Raw genomic sequence first — 25,297 nt, 5'->3', positions numbered from 1 at the left:
TGTCGTCGAACATCACCTCGCGCAGCGGGCGTTCCAGCTCCGCGTCGAAGTGCGCGGTCACCGCGTCGAGGGCCTCGGCGAAGACCGGCTGGCGGGCGTAGAGCCCCCGTCCCGTGCCGGGGCGTTGCGAGCCCTGGCCGGAGAAGAGGAACGCCAGCTTCCCGCCGCGTGCGGCGGCCGTGCCCCGGACGACGTGGGGCGCGTCGCGCCCGTCGGCGAGCGCTTCGAGGCCCTGCAGCAGGTCGTCGCGGTCGCCCGTGACGACGGCCGCCCGGTGCTCGAAGGCCGAGCGGGTGGTGCCCAGCGACAGGGCGAGGTCGGCGGCGGTCGCCTCGGGGCGGGCCGCCGCGTGGGCGTACAGGCGGGCGGCCTGGGCGCGCAGGGCCTCCGGCGTGGCGGCCGACAGCGGTACGGGCACGGTCACCGGCTCGGCGGGAGCCTTCGGTGCGGGCTGCTCGGCGGGGTGTTCGGCGGTGTCGGGCTGTTCGATGATGACGTGGGCGTTGGTGCCGCTGGCGCCGAAGGCGGAGATGCCGGCCCGGCGCGGGCGGTCGGTCGCGGGCCACTCGGTGGGCTCGGTGAGCAGGCGCACGGCGCCGGCGCTCCAGTCGACGTGCTGCGAGGGCCGGTCGGCGTGCAGCGTACGGGGCAGCACGCCGTGCCGCATCGCCTGGACCATCTTGATGACGCCCGCGACGCCGGCGGCGGCCTGGGTGTGGCCGATGTTGGACTTCAGCGAGCCGAGCAGCAGGGGCCGCTCGGCGGGCCGGTCCTGGCCGTAGGTGGCCAGCAGCGCCTGCGCCTCGATCGGGTCGCCCAGCGTGGTGCCCGTGCCGTGGGCCTCGACGGCGTCGACGTCCGCGGCGGTCAGGCCGGCGATGGCCAGGGCGCGGCGGATGACGCGGCGCTGGGAGGGGCCGTTGGGGGCGGTCAGGCCGTTGGAGGCGCCGTCCTGGTTGACGGCGGAGCCGCGCAGGACGGCGAGGACCCGGTGGCCGTTGCGGCGCGCGTCGGAGAGGCGTTCGAGGACGAGCATGCCCACGCCCTCCGACCAGCCGGTGCCGTCGGCGGCGTCGGAGAACGCCTTGCAGCGGCCGTCCGGGGACAGGGCGCCCATCTCGCCGAACTCCACGAAGTTCACCGGTGTGGACATCACCGTCACACCGCCCGCGAGGGCGAGGGTGCACTCCCCCGCGCGCAGGGCCTGGGCGGCCAGGTGCAGTGCCACCAGCGAGGAGGAGCAGGCGGTGTCGACGCTGACGGAGGGGCCTTCCAGGCCGAAGGTGTAGGACAGGCGGCCGGAGAGGAGGCTGGCCGACTGGGCGGTCTGGGCGTGGCCGAGCTGGCCGGCCTCGGGCCGGTAGTCGCCGGTGCCGCCGCCGACGAAGACGCCGGTGTCGCCGCCGCGCAGGGCGGCCGGGTCGACGCCGGTGCGCTCCAGCGCCTCCCAGGCGGCCTCCAGGACCAGGCGCTGCTGCGGGTCCATGACCATGGCCTCGCGCGGGGAGATCCCGAAGAAGCCGGGGTCGAAGTCGGCGACGTCGTAGAGGAAGCCGCCCTCCGCGGTGACGCTGCGGCCGCGGCCGTCGCGGTCGCCGCTGCGCAGCCGTGCGAGGTCCCAGCCGCGGTCGGCGGGGAAGGCGCCGATGGCGTCGGTCCCGGCCGTCACCAGCTCCCACAGGTCCTCGGGCGAGCGGACGCCGCCCGGGTAGCGGCAGCTCATGCCGACGATGACGACGGGGTCGTCGGATGCGGCAGCGGTGTACGGGACGGGGGTGGCGTGCTCGGGGCCGGTGTCGCCGAGGAGTTCGGCCCGCAGGTGGGCGGCGAGGCCCTCGGCCGTGGGGTAGTCGAACACCAGGGTGGCCGGCAGGGTCAGGCCGGTGGCGGTGCCGAGGCGGTTGCGCAGGTCGACGGCGGTCAGCGAGTCGAAGCCGAGGTCGCGGAAGGCCAGGTGCGCGGGCACGGCGTGGGCGTCGGGGAAGCCGAGGACGCCGGCCGCCTCGGTGCGCACGATCTCCAGCAGTGCCTCGGTCTGCCCGGCGGCCGCGAGCGGCCGCAGGCGTTCGCGCAGGGCCGCGGCCGTGCCGGCCGTGGCCTCGCCGCCCTGCGGGGCGTCGGCGAGGGCCCGGTGGGCCTCGGGCAGTTCGGCGAAGAGCCGGCTGGGACGGGTACGGGTGAAGGCCGGTGCGAAGCGGTCCCACACGACGTCGGCCACGGTCACCGCCGCCTCACCGGCGCCCAGGGACCGTCCGAGGGCGGCGAGCGCCCGCTCGGCGTCCAGCGGCGGCAGGCCGTTGGCCCGCAGGTGGGCGGTCAGGCCGTCGGGGGCGGTCTGCGCCCAGGCGGCCCAGGCCACGCTCACGGCGGGCGTGCCCGTGGCACGGCGCTGCAGCGCGTGGGCGTCCAGCCAGGCGCCCGCGGCGGCGCCGGCGCCCTGGCCGCTGACGCCCCAGACGGCGGCGATGGAGGAGAACAGGACGTATGCCTGCAGGGTGTGCCCCTCGCCCAGGGCCGCGAGCAGTGCGGCGTCCAGGGCTTGGACGTCCTCGCGCACGGCAACCGGGTCGTGTGCGGCGGTGTTCTCACCGGTATGCAGCACTGCGGTCAGCGGAAGGTCGGCGGGCAGCGCCGCGAGGGCGGCGACGAGGGGTTCGTGGTCGGTGAGGGGGCAGGTCAGCAGGGTCAGTTCGGTGCCGAGCGCCGCGAGGTCCGTCCGCAGGGCGGCCGCCTCCGGCTCGGCGGGCGCGGTGGCGCCGGTCAGCAGGACGTGCCCGGCCCCGCCGCGGGCGAGCCAGCGGGCGACGTGGCCGGCGAAGCCGGTGACGGCACCCGTGACGAGCACGGTGCCGGTGGGCTGCCAGGGCGCGGCCTGCGCGTCGGCGGCGGCGCGCACGAGGCGGCGGGCGAAGGCACCGGAGGGGCGCAGCGCCACCTGGTCCTCGCCGGTGGTGCCGGTCAGGACGGCGCGGAGCCGGTCGGCGGTGCGCCGGTCCATGGTGACGGGTGCGTCGATCAGGCCGCCCCAGCGGTCGGGGTGTTCGAGGGCGGTGACCCGACCCAGGCCCCAGACGGCGGCCTGGGTGGCGTCGGTGACCGGTTCGCCGCGGCCGGTGGAGACGGCGCCGCGGGTCAGGCACCACAGGGGTGCGTCGATGCCGGCGTCGGCCAGGGCGCGGACGGCGACGTCGGGGCGGGCCGGGCCGTCGAGGGTGCCGCCGGTGGCGAGCAGGGAGAGGACACCGGCGAAGCCGCCGTGGTCCTCGGCGAGAGCCGTCAGGCGCTCGGCGAGGACCGCCGTGTCGGCGGGGTCGGTCTCGACGAGCACGGCGCCGGCGTCGAGGGCGCCGGTGACCGCGGTCGTCCAGGGGTCGTCGGCCGTGCCGGCCGGGATCAGGGCCAGCCAGGTGCCGGTCGGCGCGGCGGCGGGCGTGCCGGTCAGCGGCTTCCAGGTGACGGTGTAGCGCAGGTGGTCGGCGTCGGCCAGGGCGGTGCGCTTGCGGCGCCAGGCGGACAGGGCGGGGACGAGCGCGGACAGGGAGGTGTCGTCGAGGCCGAGGGCGTCGGCCAGGGCGGGAGTGTCCGCGCGCTCGACCGCGGCCCAGAACTCCGCGTCGGCGGGGTCGGTGCCGGCGGGCGTGGCGGGGGCCTTCTCCGGCCAGTACCACTCGTGCTGGAAGGGGTAGGTGGGCAGGTCGACGCGCCGCGCGCCCGTACCGGCGTACCAGGCGGCCCAGTCGACGCCGACGCCCGCGACGTGCAGGTGGGCGAGGGCGGTGAGCAGGGCGGTGTCCTCGTCGCGGTCCTTGCGCAGGGCGGGGACGGCCACCGGCTGCCGCTCGGGGTCGAGGGTGAGCTGGGCGAGGGCGGTGAGGGTGCCGTCGGGGCCGAGTTCCAGGAAGGCGGTGGCGCCTTCGGCGGCGAGGGTGCGGATGCCGTCGGCGAAGCGGACGGTCTCGCGCACGTGCCGCACCCAGTACTCGGGCGAGCAGACCAGGCCGGCGTCGGCGAGGCCGCCGGTGAGGTTGGAGACCAGCGGGATCCGCGGGGCGGTGTACGTCAGCTGCTCGGCCACCTGCCGGAAGCCGGCGAGCATCGGCTCCATCAGCGCCGAGTGGAAGGCGTGGCTGACCTCCAGGCGCCGGGACTTCAGTCCCTCGGCGGCCCGCAGGACGGCGGACTCCTCACCCGAGATCACCACGGAGCGGGGGCCGTTGACGGCGGCGAGGGACACGCCCTCGACGAGGCGGGCGGTCATCTCCTCCTCACTCGCCTGGACGGCGACCATGGCACCGCCGGCGGGCAGCGCGTCCATCAGCCGCGCCCGGGCGGCCACGAGCCGGCAGGCGTCCTCCAGGGACAGCACACCGGCGACGTGGGCCGCGGCGATCTCGCCGACCGAGTGGCCGGCCACGAAGCCGGGGGTGACGCCCCAGGACTCGATCAGCCGGAACAGGGCCACTTCGAGGGCGAAGAGGGCGGGCTGGGTGAAGCCCGTCTCGTCGATCCCCTCGGCCTCGCCGTTCATCACCTGCCGCAGGGGCCGGGTCAGTTCGGGGTCGAGGTGGGCCGTGACCTCGTCCAGGGCCGCGGCGAAGACCGGGTGCCGCTCGTACAGCTCCCGGCCCGCGCCGGCGCGCTGCGCGCCCTGGCCGGAGAAGAGCACCGCGGGGCCGCCGGGGATCTCCCGGGCGATGCCGCGGGCGAGTTCGGTGATCCGCTCGCCGTCGGCGAGCAGGACGGCGCGGTGGGCGAAGGCCGCCCGGCCCGTGGCCAGGGAGTGGCCCACGTCCAGCGGGGACGTGCCGGTGAGCGCGGTGATGCGCTCGGTCTGGGCGGCCAGCGCGGCCTCGGTCCTGGCGGAGACGACCCACGGCACGGCGGCCGGTGCGGGGTGGGAGGCGTCCGGTGCCTCGGGCGCGTCGGGGGCCTGTTCGACGATGACGTGGGCGTTGGTGCCGCTCACGCCGAACGCGGAGACGCCGGCCCGGCGCGGGCGGTCGGCCGCGGGCCACGCCCGCTCCTCGGTGACGAGCGCGACACTGCCCGCCGACCAGTCGACGTGCGAGGACGGCGTCCCGGCGTGCAGGGTGCGCGGCACGACGCCCCGGCGCATGGCCAGGATCATCTTGATGACGCCGGCGACACCGGCGGCGGCCTGCGTGTGGCCGAGGTTGGACTTCACCGCGCCGAGCAGCAGCGGCCGCCCGGCCTCGCGGTCCTGCCCGTAGGCGGCCATCAGGGCGTGGGCCTCGATGGGGTCGCCCAGGGTGGTGCCGGTGCCGTGCGCCTCGACGGCGTCGACGTCCGCGGGCCGCAGCCGGCCGTCGGCCAGGGCCTGGCGGATGACGCGCTGCTGGGCGCGCCCGTTGGGTGCGGTCAGGCCGTTGGAGGCGCCGTCCTGGTTGACGGCCGAGCCGCGGATCACCGCGAGGACCTCGTGGCCGTTGCGGCGCGCATCCGACAGGCGCTCCAGGACGAGCACGCCCACGCCCTCCGACCAGCTGGTGCCGTCGGCGGTGTCCGAGAAGGCCTTGCAGCGGCCGTCGGGGGCCAGGCCGCCCTGCGCGGTGAACTCGGCGAAGGCGTCCGGGCTGGACATGACGGACACGCCGCCGGCGAGCGCGAGCGAGCACTCGCCGGAGCGCAGGGAGGCGGCCGCCATGTGCAGGGCCACCAGGGACGAGGAGCAGGCGGTGTCGACGGTCACCGCGGGGCCCTCCAGGCCCAGCGTGTACGACAGGCGGCCCGACATGACGCTGGCGGTGGTGCCGGTGGCGACGTGGCCGCGCACGTCGGCGGTGCCGGTGCGCAGCACGGTGGCGTAGTCCTGGCCGTTGGTGCCGACGAAGACGCCGGTGCGGGAGCCGCGCAGCGAGGTGGGGTCGATGCCGGCGCGCTCGAAGACCTCCCACGTGGTCTCCAGCAGCAGGCGCTGCTGCGGGTCCATGGCCAGGGCCTCGCGGGGCGAGATGCCGAAGAAGGTGGCGTCGAAGAGGCCGACGCCGTCGAGGAAGCCGCCCTGGAGGGTGGCCGATCCGCCGCGGGCGAGGTGCTCCAGGTCCCAGCCGCGGTCGGCGGGGAAGGCGCCGATGGCGTCCTCGCCGCGGGCGAGCAGCTGCCAGAGGTCCTCGGGGGAGGCGATGCCGCCGGGGAAGCGGCAGCTCATGCCGACCACGACGACGGGGTCGTCGGCGGTGCCGGTCGCGGCGGCCGGGGCGGGGGCGGCCGCCTCGGGCAGCGTGCCGAGCAGCTCGGCGAGCAGGAATCCGGCGAGGGCGAGCGGGGTCGGGTAGTCGTAGACGAGGGTCGCCGGCAGGCGCAGGCCGGTGGTGGCGGTCAGGCTGTTGCGCAGTTCGACGATGGTCAGCGAGTCGAAGCCGAGGTCGGTGAAGGGCTGGTCGGCGCCGACGGTCTCGCCGCCGGAGTGGCCGAGGACGGCGGCGACGTGGCCGCGCAGCAGGTCCAGGACGAAGCGGGGCCGGGCGGACTCGGCGAGGCCGGCGAGCTGCGCGCGCAGCGCCCCGGCCGCGTCGCCGGACTGCGGGGCGTGCCCGGTGGCGGCCTGCGGTGCGGTGGGGCGGCGCAGTTCGGGCAGGTCGGCGATCAGCGGGTTCGGGCGGGTGCGGGCGAAGACGCCGGCGTACCGCTGCCAGTCGACGTCCGCGACGGTCAGGGCGGTGTCGTCGTGGTCGAGGGCGTGCCGCAGTGCGGTCAGGGCGGTGGCGGGGGCCATGGGCGTGAAGCCGCCGCGCCGTACGCGGGTGCCGACCCCGGCCGCATCGGCCATGCCGGCCTCGGCCCAGGGGCCCCACGCGAGCGCGGTGGCGGGCAGGCCGACGGCGCGGCGGTGGGCGGCGAAGGCGTCGAGGAAGGCGTTGGCGGCGGCGTAGTTGCCCTGGCCGGGTGCGCCGAGGGTGCCGGCGGTGGAGGAGAACAGGACGAAGGCGGCCAGGTCGTGGCCGTGCGTCAGCTCGTGCAGCACGCGTGTGGCGGTGACCTTGGCACGCAGGACGGCCGTGAACTTCTCCGGCGTCAGGGCGTCGACGACGCCGTCGTCGACGGTGCCGGCGGTGTGGAAGACGGCGGTGAGCGGGCGGTCCCCGGGCACGGCGGCCAGGACGGCGGCGAGGGCGTCGCGGTCGGCGACGTCGCAGGCGACCAGGGTCGCCTCGGCGCCCAGCGCGGCCAGTTCGGCGCGCAGGTCGCCGGCTCCCGGGGCGTCGGGGCCGCTGCGGCTGACGAGCAGCAGGTGCTCGGCGCCGTGCTCGGCGAGCCAGCGGGCGACGTGGCCGCCCAGGGCGCCGGTGCCGCCGGTGACCAGCACGGTGCCGGTGGGCGTGTACGGGCGGGCCGGGCGCGCCGGTACGGGGTGGTGGGCCAGGCGCCGGGCATAGACGGCGGTGCCGCGAAGCGCCAGCTGGTTCTCCTCCCCCGCCCCGGCCAGGACGCCGGTGAAGCGGCGCAGGGTGGCATCGTCGGGGTCGGCGGGCAGGTCGACGAGCCCGCCGAAGCGCTCGGGGTGTTCGAGCCCGACGACGCGGCCCAGCCCCCAGACGGCGGCCTGGACCGGCGAGGTCCCGGCCTCGGCGCGCCCGACGGGGACGGCGGCGCGGGTGGCGCACCACAGCGGCGCGTCGATCCCGGCATCGCCGAGGGCCTGGACGGCGGCGAGGGTGAGCAGCAGCCCGGAGGGCAGGTCCGTGGCGCGGGCCGGGGTCTCGTCCAGCGCCAGCAGGGAGAGCACGCCGCCGAGGCCGGCCGGCACCTCGCGCAGCTGGGCTGCGAGCTGTTCGCGGTCGTGGGTGGTGACCTCGATGCGTACCGTTTCGGTGCCCAGGGCGCCGGCGACCGTCTGTGCCCAGGCGTGGTCGGATCCGGTGAGGCCGGCGGGGGTGAGCACCAGCCAGGTGCCGGTCGGGGTGGCGGCGGGCAGGCCCGTCAGCGGCTTCCACGTGATGCGGTAGCGCCAGTCGGCCGCGGCGGTCTCCGTGCGGCGCCGGCGGCGCCAGGAGGACAGGGCGGGCACGACGGTGGTGAGCGTGGCGTCGTCGAGGTCCAGGGAGGCGCCCAGGGCGGGCAGGTCCCGGCGTTCGACGGCGGACCAGAACTCGGCGTCGGCGGCGTCGGCCGGGGCCGCGGCCGCCGGGGCGCCGGCCGGGGTCTCGGGCCAGTAGCGGCGGCGCTGGAAGGGGTAGGTGGGCAGGTCGACGCGGCGGGTGCCGGTGCCGGCGAAGACGGCCGCCCAGTCGGGGCGTACGCCGCCGTGGACGTACAGCCGGGCCAGGGCCGTCATGGCGGCCTGCGCCTCGGGCTGGTCGCGGCGCTGGAGGGGAACGGCGACGACGGGTGCCGTGTCCTCGCCGGCGCTCTCGGCGACGGTGCCGGTCAGCACGGCGTCGGGGCCGAGTTCGAGGAAGGTGCTCACGCCGTGGTCGGCGAGGTGGCGTACGGCGTCGGCGAAGCGCACGGTGGCGCGGACCTGGCGGGTCCAGTAGGCGGGGGTGGTGAGTTCGCCGGCGGCGGCGAGGGTGCCGGTGACGGTGGAGACGACGGGGACGACGGGCTCGCGGTAGGTGACGCCGGCGGCGACGCGGGCGAAGTCGTCGAGCATGGCGTCCATGCGGGGCGAGTGGAAGGCGTGACTGACCGTCAGGCGGCGGGTGCGCCGGCCCTGGTCGGCGAAGTGCGCGGCGACGGCGAGGACGGCCTCCTCGTCGCCGGCGATCACGACGGAGCCGGGGGCGTTGACGGCGGCGATGCCGGCCTCCTCCTGCCGCTGGTCGAGCAGGGGCAGGACCTCCTCCTCGGTCGCCTGGACGGCGACCATGGCCCCGCCGGGCGGGAGGGCGGCCATGAGGCGGCCCCGGGCGGCGACGAGGGTGCAGGCGTCCTCCAGGGAGAGCACGCCGGCGACATGGGCCGCGGCGTACTCGCCGATGGAGTGCCCGGCGAGGTAGTCGGGCTTCAGGCCCCACGACGTAGCGAGCCGGTAGAGGGCCACTTCGTGGGCGAAGAGGGCGGGCTGGGTGTAGGCGGTGTCGTCCAGCAGGTCCCCGCCCTCGGCCATCACCTCGCGCAGGGGGCGGTCGAGGGTGAGGTCGAAGCGGGCGAGGACGGCGTCGAGGGCCTCGGCGTAGACGGGGTGGCGCCCGTAGAGCTCGCGGCCCATGCCCGGGCGCTGGCTGCCCTGGCCGGTGAAGAGGAAGGCCAGGCGGCCGCCGGCGGGGCGGCCGGTGAGCAGGGCGGCGTCGGGGGTGGCGGTGTGCAGGGCCGCCAGGGCTCGCACGAGGGTGTCGTGGTCGGTGGTGACGACGGCGGCGCGGTGGTCGAGGGCCGCGCGGGTGGTGGCCAGGGAGCGGGCGAGGTCGGCGGGCGGCAGGGCGGGCTGCTGCCGTACGAGGTCCAGCAGCCGGGCCGCCTGCTCGCGCAGGGCGTCCTCGGTGCGGGCGGACAGCACGAGCGGCACGGCGGCGGGCGGCTGCCCGGTGGCCTCGGCGGTCGTGGTCTGCTCGTCGGGTGCCGGGAGTTCGAGGACGGTGTGGACGTTGGTGCCGCTCAGGCCGAAGGAGGACACGCCGGCGCGGCGCGGGCGGCCGGTTTCGGGCCAGGGCTGTTCCTCGGTCAGCAGCCGGATGGCGCCGGAGGCCCAGTCGACGTGGCTGGAGGGCCGGTCGACGTGCAGGGTGCGCGGGACGGTGCCGTGGCGCATGGCCATGACCATCTTGATGACGCTGGCGACGCCGGAGGCCATCTGGGTGTGGCCGATGTTGGACTTCACCGAGCCGAGCAGCAGGGGCCGTTCGGCGTCCCGGTCCTGACCGTAGGTGGCGAGCAGGGCCTGGGCCTCGATGGGGTCGCCGAGCTTCGTGCCGGTGCCGTGGCCGTCGACGACGTCCACGTCGGCGGCGGTGACGCCCGCGTTGGCCAGGGCCTGGCGGATGACGCGCTGCTGGGAGGGGCCGTTGGGGGCGGTGAGCCCGTTGGAGGCGCCGTCCTGGTTGACGGCGGAGCCTCGGACGACGGCGAGGACCTGGTGGCCGTTGCGCCGGGCGTCGGAGAGGCGCTCCAGCAGGACGAGGCCGACGCCTTCGGCCAGGCTCATGCCGTCGGCGGCCTCGGCGTACGCCTTGCAGCGGCCGTCGGCGGCCATGGCGCGCTGGCGGCTGAAGCCGACGAAGGCGCTGGGGGTGGCCATGACGGACACGCCGCCGGCGAGGGCGAGGGCGGATTCGCCGTTGCGCAGGGACTGGCAGGCCAGATGCAGGGCGACCAGGGAGGAGGAGCAGGCGGTGTCGAGGGTGACGGCGGGGCCTTCGAAGCCGAAGGTGTAGGACAGGCGGCCGGACAGGACGCTGGAGATGGTGCCGGTGATCAGGTGGCCCTCGTTGCCCTCGGGGGTGGCGGGGCCGGTGGAGTAGTCCTGGTAGCTGGCGCCGATGAAGGTGCCGGTACGGCTGCCGCGCAGGGCGGCGGGGTCGATGCCGGCGCGCTCCATCGCCTCCCAGGCGGTCTCCAGCAGCAGGCGCTGCTGGGGGTCCATGGCCAGGGCCTCGCGGGGCGAGATGCCGAAGAAGGCGGCGTCGAAGTCGGCGACGTCGTGCAGGAAGCCGCCGCGGGTGGAGTAGGTGCGGCCGGGGGCGTCGGGGTCCGGGTCGTACAGGCCCTCGGTGTCCCAGCCGCGGTCGGCGGGGAATTCGCCGATGGCGTCGCCGCCGGCGGCGACGAGGTCCCACAGCTGCTCGGGGGAGCCGATGCCGCCGGGGTAGCGGCAGCTCATGCCGACGATGGCGATGGGGTCGTCGTCGGCCGCCGCGCCGGTGTGGGCGGTGGGGGCGTCGGCGTCGGTGCCGGCGACGAGCTCGCGCAGGAAGGCCACGAGGGCGAGCGGGTTGGGGTAGTCGAAGACCATGGTGCTCGGCAGGGCGAGCCCGGTGACGTTCGACAGGCGGTTGCGCAGGTCGACGGCGGTCAGGGAGTCGAAGCCGACCTCGCGGAAGGCGCGCTGCCCGGCGAGGACGTCGGGCGAGGCGTGGCCGAGGACGGCGGCGGCCTCGCCGCGGACGAGGTCGAGCAGGACGCGTTCCTGCTCGACGGCGGGCAGGGCGGCGAGGCGGGCGGCGAACTCGCTGTCGGAGCCGGTGCCGGTGGCGCTCTCCTGCTCCAGGCGGGCGACGTCGGGGACGTCCTCGAAGAGGCGGGTGGGGCGGCCGGAGGTGAAGACGGGGTGGTAGCGCTCCCAGTCGACGTCGGCGACCGACAGCACGCCCTCCTGGTCGTCGAGGGCCTGGCGCAGACCGGTCAGGGCGGCTTGCGGGTCCATGAAGACCAGTCCGCTGCGGCGGATGGCGCCGGGGTCGACGCGGCCGAGCTTCAGGTCGTCCGCCCAGATGCCCCAGGAGACCGAGGTGGCGCGGGCGCCGCGGGCGCGGCGGTGCTCGGCGAGCGCGTTGAGGTAGGCGTTGCCGGCGACGTAGGCGGCGTGGCGGCCGCTGCCCCACATGCCGGCGGTGGAGGAGTACAGGACGAACGCGTCGAGCTCGTCGTCGTCCAGGAGTTCGTCGAGGAGTTCGTCGAGGTGGCGGGCGCCGGTGACCTTGGCGCCCATGACCTTGGCGAAGGCCTCCAGGCTCGTCTCCTCCAGGGTGGCGAGCTCGATGACGGCGGCGGTGTGCACGACGGTGCGCACGGTGTGCCCGTCGGCCTTCAGGCCGGTCAGCAGGGCGGCGAGGGCCTCGCGGTCGGTCAGGTCGCAGGCGGCGTGGACGGCGGTGCAGCCGAGCTCGGCGAGTTCGGTGACGAGGTCGCCGGCGGCGGGGGCGTCGGCGCCACGGCGGCTGACGAGCACGATGTGCTGCGCGCCCTGCCGGGCGAGCCAGCGGGCCAGGTGCGGGGCGAGGGTGCCGGTGCCGCCGGTGATGAGGGTGGTGCCGCACGGGGTCCAGGTGCCGGCGGAGCCGGTGCGGGCGGCCGCGGCGCGCACGACGCGGCGGGCGAGGACGCCGGAGGGGCGCACCGCGAGCTGGTCCTCGCCGGTGCCGCCGGACAGGACGGCGGCCAGGCGTTCGCCGGCCCGGCGGTCGAGGTGTTCGGGCAGGTCGACGACGCCGCCGACACGGTGGGGGTGTTCGAGGGCGGCGGTCCAGGTCAGACCGTGCAGCTGGGCCTGGCCGGGGCGGGCGAGGCGGTCGGCGCGCCCGGTGGAGACGGCGCCGCGGGTCAGGGCCCACAGGGGTGCGTCGGTGCCGGTGTCGCCGAGGGCCTGGATCAGGGTGACGCTCAGGGCGAGGCCGCGGGTCAGGGCCGGGTGGCTCGCGCAGGTGCTCTCGTCGTCGGCGAGGAGGGAGACCACGCCCGTGGGGGCGTCGGTGAGGTCGAGGGCCGCCAGTCGCTCGGCGAGGACGGCGCGGTCCAGGCAGGTGTCGTCGAGGACGAGGGGGTGGACGTGGGCGCCGTGGGCGGTCAGGGCCTCGGTGACGTCACCGGCGTCGGTGGCGTCGGTGGTGACGAACAGCCAGGTGCCGGTCAGGGTCGCGGCGGGCAGGCCGGTCAGGGGCTTCCAGGTGGCGCGGTAGCGCCAGGAGTCGACGGCGGATTCCTCGCGGCGGCGCTTGCGCCACTGCGACAGGGCGGGCAGGACGGGGGCCAGGGCGGCGCCGTCGAGGTGCAGCCGCGAGGCGAGGGCGTCGACGTCCTCGTCCTCGACGGCGGCCCAGAAGTCGCCGTCGGCCGCCTCGCCGTCGGCGGTCGCGGTGCGCTGGGCGGGCACGGCCCACAGGTGTTCGCGCTGGAAGGGGTAGGTGGGCAGCGCCACGGGGCGGGCGCCGGTGCCGTCGAGGAGGCGGGCGAGGCCGGTGCGCACGCCGCGGACGAAGGCTTCGGCGAGGGAGGCGAGGAAGCGGTCGGTGCCGTCCTGTTCGCGGCGCAGGGTGCCGAGGACGGCGGCGGGGCCACCGGCGGTCTCGGCGGTCTCCTGGACGGCCATGGTCAGCACGGGGTGGGAGCTGACCTCGATGAACGCCCGGTGCCCGGTGGCGAGCAGGGTGCGCACGGCCGGCTCGAACTCCACCGTCTGCCGCAGGTTGCGGTACCAGTAGGCGGCGTCCAGCGGGGTGTCGTCGGTGAGAAGTTCGCCGGTGACGGTGGACAGGAAGGGCACCTGGGCCGGGCGCGGGTCGAGGGGGGCGAGCTCGGCGAGGAGCTCGTCGTGCAGCAGCTCGACCTGGGCGGAGTGGGAGCCGTAGTCGACGGGGATGCGCTTGGCGCGCACGTCCTGGGCGACGAGTGCGGCCTGGAGGGCGTCCAGCGGCGCCACCGGCCCGGAGACGACGACGGAGCGCGGGCCGTTGACGGCGGCGACGGCCAGGCCATCGCCGTGGGCGGCCAGGCGCTCGCGTACCTCGGCGACGGGCAGGGGCACGGAGAGCATGCCGCCGGAGCCGGCCAGGACACGGCCGATGGCCCGGCTGCGCAGGGCCACGACGCGGGCGCCGTCCTGCAGGGACAGCGCGCCGGCGACGACGGCCGCCGCGATCTCGCCCTGGGAGTGGCCGACGACGGCGTCGGGGGTGACGCCGTGGGCGCGCCACAGGGCGGCGAGGGAGACCATGACGGCCCAGGAGGCGGGCTGGACGACGTCGACGCGCTCCAGGCCGGGCGCCCCCTCGGTCTGCCGCAGGACGTCGGTCAGGGACCAGTCGGTGTACGGGGCGAGGGCGGCGGCGCACTCGGCGATGCGCTCGGCGAAGACGGGCGACTCGGCGAGCAGCCGGGCGCCCATGCCGGCCCACTGGGAGCCCTGGCCGGGAAAGACGAAGACGGTCTTGCCGTCGATGTCGGCGGTGCCCTGGACGACGCCGGGTGCCGAGCGGCCCTCGGCGAGGGCCGCCAGGCCCTCGGACTGCGGCTCGTCGCCGGTGACGAGGACGACGGCGCGGTGGTCGAAGAGGGTGCGGGCGGTGATCAGGGTGTGGGCGACGTCGAGGGCGCGGACGTCGCCGGCGGTCCGCAGGTGCTCGGCCAGACCTGCGGCCCGGGCCCGCAGGGCGCCGGGCGTACGGGCGGAGAGCACCCACGGCACGGTGGCCGGGGGCGCCGTGGCGGGGGCCGGGGCCGGCTCGGGGCGGGGGGCCTCCTCCAGGACGGCGTGGGCGTTGGTGCCGGAGATGCCGAAGGAGGAGACGGCGCAGCGGCGGGGCCGCTCGCCGGGGGCCCAGTCGGTGTCCTCGTGCAGCAGGGCGACGGTGCCGGGGCTCCAGTCGACGTGCGAGGAGGGGGTGGCGGCGTGCAGGGTGCGCGGCAGGGTGCCGTGGCGCAGGGCCATGACCATCTTGATGACGCCGGCGACGCCGGCGGCCGACTGGGTGTGGCCGATGTTGGACTTCACGGAGCCGAGCAGCAGGGGCCGCCCGGGGTCGCGGTCCTTGCCGTAGGTGGCGTGCAGGGCCTGGGCCTCGATGGGGTCGCCGAGGGCGGTGCCGGTGCCGTGGGCCTCGACGGCGTCGACGTCGGCCGGCTGCAGGCCGGCGTTGGCCAGGGCCTGGCGGATGACGCGCTGCTGGGCGGGGCCGTTGGGGGCGGTCAGGCCGTTGGAGGCGCCGTCCTGGTTGATGGCGGAGCCGCGGACGACGGCGAGGACCTGGTGGCCGTTGCGCCGGGCGTCGGAGAGGCGTTCGAGGACGAGGATGCCGACGCCCTCGGCGAGGGTCATGCCGTCGGCGCCGTCGGAGAAGGCCTTGCAGCGGCCGTCGCCGGCCAGGGCGCGCTGCTTGCTGAAGGCGATGAAGGGCGCGGGGGTGGTCATGACGGTGGCGCCGCCGGCGAGGGCGAGGGCGGATTCGCCGTTGCGCAGGGACTGACAGGCCAGGTGCAGGGCGACCAGGGAGGAGGAGCAGGCGGTGTCGACGGTGACGGCCGGCCCTTCCAGGCCGAAGAGGTAGGCCAGGCGGCCGGACAGGACGCTGGGGCTGGTGCCGGTGACGGCGTGGCCGGCGGCGGTGCCGTCGTCGAGGCCGAGTCCGTACTCCTGGTAGGTGGAGCCGATGAAGGTGCCCGTCGCGCTGCCGTGGACGGTGGCCGGGTCGATGCCGGCCTGTTCGAACGCCTCCCAGGTGGTCTCCAGCAGCAGGCGCTGCTGGGGGTCCATGGACAGGGCCTCGCGCGGGGAGATGCCGAAGAAGCCGGCGTCGAACTCGCCCGCGTCGTGCAGGAATCCGCCCTGGGTGGAGTAGCTGGTGCCGGGGTGGTCGGGGTCGGGGTGGTAGAGGCCCTCGGTGTCCCAGCCGCGGCTCGTGGGGAAGTCGGTGATGGCGTCCGTGCCGTCGGCGACCATCCGCCAGAACTCCTCGGCGGAGCGCACGCCGCCGGGGAAGCGGCAGCTCATGCCGACGATGGCGATGGGCTCGTCGAAGCCGCCCGCCGCGGCTGCGGCGGGCGCGGCGGGCCCGTCGGCGGCGCCGAGGAGTTCGGCGCGCAGGAACCGGGCCAGGGCGACGGGGGTGGGGTAGTCGAAGACCATCGTGGCGGGCAGCTGCAGGCCGGTGAGGTCGGCCAGGCGCCCCCGCAGCTCGACGGCGGTCAGCGAGTCGAAGCCTGCCTCGCGGAAGGCCCGCCGTTCGGCGACGCCCTCGGCGGAGGCGTGGCCGAGGACGACGGCGGCCTCGGTGCGCACGAGGTCGGTCAGCAGGCGCTCCTGCTCGGCGTCGTCCAGGCCGCGCAGCCGGCCGGCGAATTCCGGTGCGGCGCCACTGGCGGCGTCCCGGCCGGCGGCGAGGGCCGCCACGTCGGGGAGTTCGTCGAAGAAGGCGGTGGGCCGTACGGAGGTGAAGACGGGGTGGTAGCGCTCCCAGTCGACGTCGGCGACGGTGACGGTCACGTCCTGCTGGACGACGGCGCGGCGCAGTTCGGCCAGGGCGCTGCCGGGGGCGAGGAAGCGCAGGCCGCCGGCCCGGAGCCGGTCGGCGACGGCCTCGTGGGTGGCCATGCCGGCCTCGGCCCAGGGGCCCCAGGCCAGCGAGGTGGCGGCCAGGCCGCGGGCTCGGCGGTGCTCGGCCAGGGCGTCGAGGTAGGCGTTGGCGGCGCCGTAGGCGCTCTGCCCGGCGCTGCCCCACACACCGGCGATGGAGGAGAACAGGACGAAGAAGTCCAGGTCGCGCTCGCCCAGGAGGGCGTCGAGGTGAAGGGCGCCGAGCAGTTTGGCGCTCATGGTGGCGGCCGCCTCGGCCGGGGTGGTGGCGGCCAGCGGCGCGGCCTGGCCGACGCCGGCGGCGTGGACGACGCCGGTGAGGTCGTCGATGCCGGCCAGGAGGGCGGCGAGGGCCTCGCGGTCGGCGGTGTCGCAGGCGGCGAGGGTGACGCGGGCGCCGAGGGCCTCGAGTTCGGTGACGAGGTCGGCGGCGCCGGGGGCGTCGGGGCCGCGGCGGCCGGCGAGGACGAGGTGGGCGGCGCCGCTGCGGGCGAGCCAGCGGGCCACGTCGGCGCCGAGGGCGCCGGTGCCGCCGGTGATCAGGACGGTGCCGGAGGCGGTGAAGGCACCGGCCGGGGGCAGGTCGGCGAGCGGGTGGCGCACCAGGCGGCGGGCGAGGGCGCCGCCGGGGCGCAGGGCGAGCTGGTCCTCGCCGCCGTCGGCGGCGAGGGCGCTGGCGAGCTGCTGGGTGACGGGGGCGGTGAGGTCCTGCGGAAGGTCGATCAGGCCGCCGCGGCGGTGCGGGGATTCGAGGGCGGCCACCCGGCCCAGGCCCCAGGCGGCGGCCTGCAGCGGGGCGGTGAGCGGGTCGGCGGGGCCGGTGGTGACGGCGCCGCGGGTCAGCGTCCACAGCGGGGCGGCAAGGCCGGCGTCGTCGAGGGCCTGGTGCAGCAGGATGCCGGTGGTCAGCCCGGTGGGCAGGGCGTCGCCGGGCTCGTGGCCGGGCCGGTCGGCGAGCGGCAGCAGGGAGACGATGCCGGCGGCGTGCGGGAACTGTGCGAGCCGTTCGGCGAGTGCGCTGCGGTCGGTGCCGTCGGCGAGGAGCTGTGCGAACTGGGCGCCGTGGCCGCGCAGGGCGTCGAGGATCTCCTCGGTCTCCCGGGCGAGGTCCTCGGTGGTGACGAGTAGCCAGGTGCCCTCCAGGACGGGCGCGGCGGTGGCGCGGGCGGGCTGCCAGCGGATGCGGTAGCGGGTGGAGTCCAGCAGGGCCTTCTCCTGCCGTTGCTGGCGCCAGGAGGACAGGGCCGGCAGCAGGGCGTAGAGGGAGGCGTGCTGTTCGTCGCGCAGGCCGAGCAGGCCGGCGAGCTCGCCGGCGTCGCCGCGTTCGACCGCGCCCCACAGGGCGGCGTCGGCCGGGTCGGCGGCGGGCGCTGCGGTGTGGTCGGGGGCGGTGTCGGGCCAATAGCGCTCGTGTTGGAACGCGTACGTGGGAAGGAGGGGGGCCAGGTCGGTGCTGCGGGCGCCGGTGGGCGCGAAGTAGGCGGCCCAGTCCACGGGTGTGCCGCGCACGTGCAGGCGGGCGAGGGCGGTGGTCACGGCCCGTTCCTCGTCGCGGTCGGTGCGCAGCAGCGGTACGAGGTCGGTGCCGGGCTCGTCGGCCAGGGTGTCCTGGGCGAGGGCGGTGAGGGTGCCGTCGGGGCCGAGTTCGGCGAAGGCGGCCGCGGTGGCGCGGGCGGTGCGCACGGCGTCGGCGAAGCGGACGGTGCCGCGGGCGTGGGCGACCCAGTAGGCGGCGGTGCGCAGGTCGTCCCCGGTGGCGGTGCGGCCGGTGAGGGTGGAGACGACGGGGACGGTGCAGGGCGTGTAGGTGAGGGTCTCGGCGACGCGGCGGAACTCCTCGAGCATGGGGTCCATGAGCGGGGAGTGGAAGGCGTGGCTGACGCGCAGGCGGCGGGTCTTGCGGCCCTGCGCCGCGAAGGCGGCGGCGATCTCCCGGGTGGCGGCCTCCTCGCCGGCGACGACGACGGCGGTGGGGCCGTTGACGGCGGCGAGGGAGACCTCGTGCTCGCGGCCGGCGAGGAGGGGGGCGACCTCGTCCTCGGTGGCCTGCAGGGAGATCATGGCGCCGCCGGACGGCAGGGCCTGCATCAAGCGGGCGCGGGCGGCGACGAGTCGGGCGGCGTCGGGCAGGGAGAGCACGCCGGCGACGTGGGCGGCGGCGATCTCGCCGACGGAGTGGCCGAGCAGGACGGCCGGGCGCAGGCCCCAGGAGGCGAGCAGCCGGTGGAGGGCGACTTCGAGGGCGAAGAGGGCGGGCTGGGTGAGGCCGGTGTGCTGCAGCAGTTCGGCCTCGGGGCTGTTGTCGTCGGCGAACAGCACGTCCTTCAGCGGCCGGCCGAGGAGCGGGTCGAGGACGGCGGTGACCTCGTCGAGGGCCTCGGCGAAGGCGGGGAAGCGCGTGTACAGGTCGCGGCCGGCGCCGGGGCGCTGGGAGCCCTGGCCGGCGAACATCAGGGCGAGTCCGGTGCCGGGGCCGCTCTCGCCCTCCACCAGGGCGGCGTCGGGCCGGTCGGTGGCGAGGGCGGTCAGGGCGCGCAGCAGCTCGTCGCGGTCGCCGACGACGACGGCGCGCTGGTCGAAGGCCGCGCGGGTGGTGGCCAGGGCGAGGCCGGCGTCGGCCGTGTCGAGTGCGGGGCGGTCGGTGGCGAAGGCGTGCAGGCGTGCGGCCTGGTCGCGCAGGGCGGAGCGGCTCTTGGCGGAGAGGACCCACGGCACGACGGCGGGTCGCTCCGTGGCCGTGGAGGCCGGTTCGGCGGGGGCCGGGGGTTCTTCGAGGATGAGGTGGGCGTTGGTGCCGGAGATGCCGAAGGAGGACACGCCGGCGCGGCGCGGGCGGCCGGCCCGCGGCCAGGGGGTCTCCTCGGTGAGCAGGCGGACGGCCCCGGCCTCCCAGTCGACGTGCCGGGAGGGCAGGCCGGCGTGCAGGGTGGGCGGCAGGGCCTCGTGCTGCATCGCCATGACCATCTTGATGACGCCCGCGACACCGGCGGCGGCCTGCGTGTGGCCGATGTTGGACTTGATCGAGCCCAGCAGCAGGGGCTTCTCGGCGTCCCGGTCCTGACCGTAGGTGGCGAGGAGGGCCTGGGCCTCGATCGGGTCGCCGAGGGTGGTGCCCGTGCCGTGGCCCTCGACGGCGTCCACGTCGGCCGTGGTCAGGCCGGCGCCTGCCAGGGCCTGGCGGATGACGCGCTGCTGGGACGGACCGTTGGGCGCGGTCAGACCGTTGGACGCACCGTCCTGGTTGACGGCGGAACCCCGGACGACGGCGAGAACACGGTGACCGTTGCGGCGGGCGTCGGAGAGCCGCTCGAGAACGAGCATGCCCACGCCCTCGCCCCAGCCCACACCATCGGCACCGTCGGCGAACGCCTTGCACCGGCCGTCCGGGGACAGGCCGCGCTGGCGCGAGAACTCGATCAGGGAGGTCGGGGTCGACATCACCGTCACGCCGCCGGCGAGCGCCAGGGTGCACTCCCCCGACCGCAGGGCGTGCATCGCCCAGTGCAGGGCGACCAGCGAGGAGGAGCAGGCGGTGTCGACGGTGACGGCCGGGCCCTCAAGGCCCAGGGTGTAGGCGACGCGGCCGGAGGCGATGCTGGGCGAGGTGCCGCTGCCCTGGTGGCCCTCGAAGCGGCCGCCGGTGAGGGTGGCCGCGTAGTCGTTGTACATCACGCCGGCGAACACGCCGGTCTGGCTGCCGCGCAGGGACACCGGGTCGATGCCGGCGCGCTCGATCGCCTCCCAGGACGTCTCCAGCAGCAGGCGCTGCTGGGCGTCGGTGGCCAGGGCCTCGCGGGGGCTCATGCCGAAGAAGGCGGGGTCGAACTCGGCGGCGTCGTGCAGGAATCCGCCGAAGCGGGTGTAGGTGGTGCCCAGGTGGTCGGGGTCGGGGTGGTAGAGGTTCTCCAGGTCCCAGCCGCGGTCGGCGGGCAGGCCGGTGACGGCGTCGGTGCCCTCGGCGACCAGGCGCCACAGGTCCTCCGGGGAGGCGACCCCGCCGGGGTAGCGGCAGCTCATGCCGACGATGACGACGGGGTCCCGGTCGTCGGCGGCGGCGCGCGGCAGGGGGGCCGGGCCGTCGGCTTCGGCCCCCGTGAGCTCCGCAAGGAGGTGGATGGCCAGGGCGGTGACGTTGGGGTGGTCGAAGACGAGGGTGGCCGGGGTGCGCAGGCCGGTGACGGTGCCGATGCGGTTGCGCATCTCGACGGCGGTCAGCGAGTCGAAGCCCAGGTCCTGGAAGGGGCGGGCCGGGTCGATCTCGGAGGGGTCGGTGTGGCCGAGGACGGCGGCGACCTGGGCGCGGACGAGGTCGGTCAGGAAGCGCAGGCGCTCGGGCGCCTCCAGGCGGGCCAGGCGCTGGGCGAGTCCTACGGCGGTCTCGGTGCCGGAGACGGCGCTGCGGCGCACCGGCGTGCGGATCAGGCCGCGCAGCAGCGGGGGCACCTCGCCCTGCAGGCGCAGGACGGACAGCTCCAGGCGCACGGGCAGCAGGACGGGGGTGCGGGCGGCGAGGGCGGCGTCGAAGAGGGCGAGGCCCTGCTCCTCGGTGAGGGCGGGCGTGCCCCGGCGGGCCAGGCGCTCGAGCGCGTCGTCGCCCATGGCGCCGGTCATGCCGGCGCCGGCGGGCGCCCAGGGGCCCCAGCCGAGGGAGAGGGCGGGCAGGCCGGCGGCGTGCCGGTGGGCGGCGAGGGCGTCGAGGAAGGCGTTGGCGGCGGCGTAGTTGCCCTGGCCGGGTGCGCCGACGGTGCCGGAGAAGGAGGACAGGACGACGAAGGCGGCGAGGTCGGCCTCGCGGGTGGCCTGGTGCAGGTGCCAGACGGCGTCGGCCTTGGGCCGCAGGACGGCGGCGAGCCGGTCGGGGGTCAGGGCCTCCACGACGCCGTCGTCGAGGACGCCGGCGGCGTGCACGACGGCGGTGAGCGGGTGGGCGGCGGGCACGGCGGCCAGGAGGCGGTCGACGGCGGCGCGGTCGGCGAGGTCGCATGCCTCTGCGGTGACGTGGGCGCCCAGGGCCGCAAGTTCGGCGACCAGTTCGGCCGCGCCGGGTGCGTCGGCGCCCCGGCGGCCGGCCAGCAGCAGGTGGCGTACGCCGTGTTCGGTGACCAGGTGCCGGGCCAGGGCACTGCCGAGCTGGCCGGTGCCGCCGGTGAGCAGGACGGTGCCCTCGGGGTTCCAGGCGGGGGCGTCGGCGGGCAGCGGGGCGGTGGCGCGGGCCAGGCGGGCGGCGAGCAGGGCGGTGCCGCGCACGGCGCTCTGGGGCTCGTCGGTGGTCAGCGCCGCCGCGGGCGGGGGCGTGGTGGGGTCGGCGGGGTCGAGGTCCAGCAGCCGGAAGCGGCCGGGGTGTTCGCTCTGCGCGGAGCGCACCAGGCCCCATACGGCGGCGGCCGCCGGGTCGGTGGGGGTGCGGCCGTCGGCGGTGACGGCGCCGCGGGTGACGAACACGAGCCGGGCGTCGGCGGGGCGTTCCCGGCCGAGCCATGCCTGCAGGTGGGCGAGGGCGCCGGTGGCCAGGGCGCGGGCCGAGGCGGCGGCGTCGTCGCCGTCCGCGGCGAGCGGTACGAGGACGAGGTCGGGGGTGTCGCCGTCGAGGGTGGCGAGGGTGGGTGCCCCGAGGGCGGCGGCGAGGCCGAGGGGGTCGGGGCCGAGGACGGCGACGTCGGCGGGCCGGGTGGGGGTGGTGGTCTCGCGCGCGGGGGTCCAGCGCAGTTCGAACAGCGCGTCGCGCACGAGCGGGTCGCCGGCGGTCGCGGTGCCGGGCAGGGTGCGCAGCACGAGGGTGCCGACGGAGGCGACGGGGGCGCCGGTGGTGTCGGCGACGGCAAGGGAGAGCGCGTCGTCGCCGGTGCGGGTGAGGGCGATGCGGACGGTGGTGGCGCCGGTGGCGTGCAGGGAGACGTCCTGCCAGGCGAAGGGCACGCCGGCGACGCCCAGCAGGGCGCAGGAGTGCAGGGCGGCGTCGAGGAGGGCGGGGTGGATGCCGAAGGCACCGGCGTCGGCGCCGGCCTCCTGGGGCAGGGTCACCTCGGCGAGGAGGGTGTCCTCGCCGGTGCGCCAGGCGCCGCGCAGGCCCCGGAAGAGGGGCCCGTAGGCGTATCCGGCGGCGGCGAGGCGCTCGTAGAAGCCGTCGAGGTCCAGGGCTTCGGCGCCGGCGGGCGGCCAGGAGGTGGGGTCGGCGGTGGCGCCGGGGGCGGCGCGGTGCTCTCCGGGGGCGAGGGTGCCGGTGGCGTGCTGGGTCCAGGGCAGTTCCTCGTCGCCCTCGGGGCGGGAGTGCAGGCTCACTTCGCGGCGGCCGGTGCCGTCGGGGCTGCCGACCCACACCTGCACCTGGACGCCGCCCTGTTCGGGCAGGACGAGGGGGGCGGCGAGGGTGAGGTCCTCGATGCGGTCGCAGCCGGCCTCGTCTCCGGCGCGCACGGCCAGTTCGACGAAGGCGGTGCCGGGCAGCAGGACGGTGCCGTCGACGGTGTGCTCGGCGAGCCAGGGGTGGGTGCGGCGGGAGAGGCGGCCGGTGAGCAGCAGGCCGTCGGAGTTGGCGATGGACACGGCGGCGGCCAGCAGCGGGTGGCCGGCAGCGCCGAGCCCGGCGGCGCGCACGTCGCCGCCGTGGGTGATGCCCTTGGGCCAGTAGTGGCGCCGCTGGAAGGGGTACGTGGGCAGGGCGGCCGGGTCGCAGGGGCGCACGCCGGTGCCGGCGAAGTACGGCTGCCACTGCACGGGCACGCCGCGCACGTACAGCCGGGCCAGGGCGGCGGTGGCGCTGTCCTGCTCGGGGCGGCCGGGGCGCAGCAGGGGGACGGCGGCGACGTCGGCGGCGTCCTCCAGGCAGGTGCGGGTCAGGGCGCTGAGGACGGCGTCGGGGCCGAGTTCGAGGAAGGTGGTGGTGCCGTGGCCGGCGAGCCAGGCGAGGGCGTCGGCGAAGCGGACGGCGTGGCGGGCGTGGTCGGCCCAGTAGCCGGCGGAGGTGAGCTGTTCGACGGTGGCGAGGGTGCCGGTGAGGGTGGAGACGATGGGGATGGCCGGGGCCTGGGCGTCGAGGCCGGCGACGACGGCGCGGAACTCCTCCAGCACCGGGTCCATGAGCGGGGAGTGGAAGGCGTGGGAGACCTGCAGCCGGCGGGTACGGCGGCCGTCGGCCGCGAAGCGGGCGGCGAGCGCCTCGACGGCGTCCTCGGCGCCGGAGAGCACCACCGCCGTGGGGCCGTTGACGGCCGCGAGGGAGACGTCCTCGGTCAGGTGCGGCAGGACCTCGGCCTCGGTCGCCTCGACGGCGACCATCGCGCCGCCGGCGGGCAGCGCCTGCATCAGCCGGGCGCGGGCGAGGACGAGGGTGGCGGCGTCGGCGAGGGAGAACACGCCGGCGGCGTGGGCGGCGGCGATCTCGCCGACGGAGTGGCCGGCGAGGTGGTCGGGCCTGATGCCCCAGGAGGTCACGAGGCGGAACAGCGCCACTTCGAGGGCGAACAGCGCGGGCTGGGCGTAGCCGGTCTGCTGCAGCAGGGCCGCCTCGGGCGTGTCCTCTTCGGCGAAGAGCACGTCCTTGAGCGGCGTGTCGAGGCCGGGGTCGAGGTGGGCCGCGGCCTCGTCGAAGGCGTGGGCGAAGACGGGGAAGCGGGCGTAGAGCTCGCCGCCGGCGGCGGCGCGCTGGGAGCCCTGGCCGGCGAAGAGCAGGGCGAGCCGGGTGCGGCCGGCGGCGCTGCCGTGGACGTACGGGCCGGGCTCGCCGGCGGCCAGGGCGCGCAGCGCCGCGGCGGCCTCGGTGCCGTCGGCGGCGGTGATCACGGCGCGGTGTTCGAGGCCGGAGCGGGTGGTGGCCAGGCTGTGGGCGATGCCTGCGGCGTCGGCCGGGTGCGCGTCGAGGTGGTCGGCCAGGCGTGCGGCCTGGGCGCGCAGGGCCTCGCGGGTGCGGCCGGACAGCGGCCAGGGCAGGACGCCGGCGGGCACCGCCGCGCCCGGCTCGTCCTCGGCGGGCTCCTCGGCCGCCGGGGCGGGCGGGGCCTCCTCGATGATGGTGTGGGCGTTGGTGCCGCTCAGGCCGAAGGAGGACACGCCGGCCCGGCGGGGCCGCTCGCCCTGCGGCCAAGGCTGCTCCTCGGTGAGCAGGCGCACCGCTCCGGAGGACCAGTCGACGTGGGTGGAGGGGGCATCGACGTGCAGGGTGCGCGGCAGCATGCGGTGCTGCAGGGCGAGCACCATCTTGATGACGCCGGCCATGCCGGCGGCGGCCTGGGTGTGGCTGATGTTGGACTTCACCGAGCCGAGCAGCAGCGGCCGGTCCTCGGCGCGGCCCCGGCCGTAGGTGGCCAGCAGGGCCTGGGCCTCGACGGGGTCGCCGAGGGCGGTGCCGGTGCCGTGGGCCTCGACGACGTCGATCTCGTCGGCGGACAGGCGGGCGTTGACCAGGGCCTGTTCGATGACGCGCTGCTGGGAGGGGCCGTTGGGGGCGGTGAGCCCGTTGGAGGCGCCGTCCTGGTTGACGGCGGAGCCGCGGACGACGGCGAGGACCTGGTGGCCGTTGCGCCGGGCGTCGGACAGCCGCTCCAGGACGAGCACGCCGACACCCTCCGACCAGCCGGTGCCGGCGGCGGAATCGGCGAAGGAGCGGCAGCGCCCGTCGGCGGCGAGCCCGCCCTGGCGGGCGAACTCGATGAAGGTGGTGGGGCTGGACATCACCGTCACGCCCGCCGCCAGTGCCAGCGAGCACTCGCCCTGGCGCAGCGCGTGGGCGGCCAGGTGGAGGGCGACCAGCGAGGAGGAGCAGGCGGTGTCGACGGTGACGGCGGGGCCGACGGCGCCGTAGAAGTAGGACAGGCGGCCGGAGAGGACGCTGGTGGCGTTGCCGGTCAGGGTGAAGCCCTGGACGTCGTCGTCGGGGCCGATGCGGTAGTCCTGCGGCATGGCGCCGACGAAGACGCCGGTCCTGCTGCCGCGCACGCCGGCCGGGTCGATGCCGGCCCGCTCGAACGCCTCCCAGGAGGTCTCCAGCAGCACGCGCTGCTGGGGGTCCATGGCCAGGGCCTCGCGCGGGGAGATGCCGAAGAAGCCGGCGTCGAAGCGTGCCGCGTCGTGCAGGAACCCGCCGGCGAACTCCTCGCCGTCGGTGAGCTGTTCCCAGCCGCGGTCGGCGGGGAATCCCGTGATGCCGTCCCGGCCTTCGCTGAGCAGGCTCCAGAGCTCTTCGGGGCTGCCCACGCCGCCGGGGAAGCGGCAGCTCATGCCCACGATCGCGATGGGCTCGCGGGCGGCCGCCTCCAGTTCGCTCACCTTCTGCCGCGAGCGCTTGAGGTCGGCACTGGCCCGCTTGAGGTAGTCCCGGAGCTTCTGTTCCTTGTCCAT

Annotated in this window: 1 protein-coding gene (running past one end of the window); it reads right to left on the bottom strand. The window is 76.8% G+C overall.

Annotation, left to right across the window (positions count from 1 at the left end):
* A protein-coding gene (locus AC27L3_RS02205; RefSeq protein ID WP_487232245.1) for a type I polyketide synthase crosses the window boundary here: on the bottom strand, window positions 1-25,297 show its 5' portion. The gene continues 3,068 nt to the left of window position 1, outside the view; only the first 25,297 of its 28,365 coding nucleotides appear in the window; it begins with the start codon at window positions 25,295-25,297; its stop codon lies beyond the left edge, outside the window.

It is taken from the genome of Streptomyces sp. PKA51 (assembly GCF_057552455.1).
This window is presented reverse-complemented; position numbering and strand designations above follow the sequence as displayed.